Annotated in this window: 2 pseudogenes; both read left to right on the plus strand. The window is 74.9% G+C overall.

Going from position 1 to position 1,831, the window contains the following annotated elements:
* Positions 1–265: 265 nt before the first annotated feature.
* Positions 266–682, plus strand: a pseudogene (locus tag FV223_RS32160) (methyl-accepting chemotaxis protein); the annotation flags it as partial.
* 307 nt (positions 683–989) lie between these two features.
* Positions 990–1,790 (plus strand): annotated as a pseudogene (locus tag FV223_RS26565) (aminotransferase class I/II-fold pyridoxal phosphate-dependent enzyme); the annotation flags it as partial.
* Positions 1,791–1,831: the final 41 nt, after the last annotated feature.

A 1,831-nucleotide genomic window follows, 5' to 3' on the forward strand; every position in this document is an offset into this window, starting at 1 on the left:
CGCGCCGCCGGCCGACCCCGAGACGTTGCGGCTGCCCGGGCGCCTGTCGGCCGCGGCCTCCTCGGCCGGGACCTCGATCGGCTGGCTCACCCACGATTCCGCCCAGGTCGCCGACCAGGCCCGGCTGATCGCGGCGGCGAGCGAGGAACTGGCCGCCTCGACCAGCGAGATCGCCGCCCGCTCGCAGACCTCGGCCGAGACGGCCGAGCGTGCGCGCGAGGGCATCGTGGTCTGCGCGGCCGACATGCGCCAGGCCGGCGAGCGGATGCAGGAGATCCAGGTCGGCACGTCCGAGATCGGCGGGCGCCTCGAAGGCTTCGCGGCGGCCGCGCGGCGGATCGAGGAGATGGCGACCGCGATCGCCTCGATCTCGGCCCAGACCAACCTGCTGGCGCTCAACGCCACCATCGAGGCGGCGCGCGCCGGCGAGGCGGGGCGGGGCTTCGCCGTCGTCGCCGGCGAGGTGAAGGCGCTGTCGGGCCAGACCGCCCGCGCCACCGACGAGATCCGCGCGCGGCTCTCCGCGCTCCAGACGGAGCTGTCGGCGATGCACGCCGCGGTCGGCCACAGCCGCGCCGCGGTCGCGGCGGGCTCCGAGGTGATGGACCGCGCCAACGCCCGCGTCGAGGCGGAGAGCGCGGCGGTCGCCGAGGCCGCCTCGGAGATGCGGGCGATGGCCGAGGTGATGGAGCAGCAGATCCTCGCCACCGGCGAGATCGCGACCAATGTCGGCCGGATCGCCGCCGGCACCGAGAAGTCCCGCGGCGAGATCCAGGACGCGATCGGCCAGCTCGAGGCGCTCGAAGCGATGAGCCGCACCCTGCTCGACCGCATGGACGGCGACCCGCTCACCCTCGCCCTCGCCCGCCTGCCGGCCGACTGCGCCGCCTGGAAGCGCCGCCTCGCCTCGGTGCTGATCGGCGCGGTGCCGCATACCGGCATGATGATGATCACCGTCGATCCGATCCTGCCCGCCGGCGTCCGCGCCGGCGTCGCCGATGCCGGGCTACCCGGCCTATCACAACATCCTCGCGGCCCTCGACCTGGTGCCGGTGCCGATGCGGCTCCGCGCGGCCGACCGCTACGCCCCCACCGCCGCGCTGCTGCGGGAGATTCATGCCGCGCACGCCCTCTCGGGCGTTCTGGTGATGAGCCCGGCCAACCCCTCGGGCACGGTGATCGGCGAGGCGGCGCTGGCGGAGCTGTGCGCGGCGGCGCGGGCGCTCGGCCTGCCCTTCGTTTCCGACGAGATCTACCACGGGCTCGGCTACGGCGTGCCGACGACGACCGCCCTGCGGTTCGACCCGGACGCGATCGTGATCAACTCGTTCTCGAAGTACCACTGCATGACCGGCTGGCGCGTCGGCTGGATGGTGGTGCCCGACGCCCTCGTGCGCCCGATCGAGCGGCTGGCGCAGCACCTCTACATCTCGGCGCCCACCCTCTCGCAGGTCGGCGCGCTCGCCGCCTTCGACGCCACCGAGGAACTCGACGCGGTGCGCGACGGCTACGCCCGCAACCGCGCGATCCTGCTCGACGCGTTCCCGGGCCTCGGCCTCGGGCGGACGCATCCGGTCGACGGCGCGTTCTACCTCTACGCGGACGTGGCCCGCCTCACCAACGACGCCTCCGCCTTCTGCCGGCGGATGCTCGACGAGGCCGGCGTGGCGGCCACCCCCGGCCTCGACTTCGACCGGGAGGCCGGCCACCACCACGTCCGGTTCTCCTTCGCCGGCTCGGAGGCCGAGTGCCGGGAAGCGGTGCGGCGCCTGCGAATCTGGCTGGCGTGAGCGCGGCGCGGACGCCCCGGTCAGGCCGCCAGGACGGCGGC

The organism is Methylobacterium sp. WL116 (assembly GCF_008039455.1).
GTDB lineage: Bacteria > Pseudomonadota > Alphaproteobacteria > Rhizobiales > Beijerinckiaceae > Methylobacterium.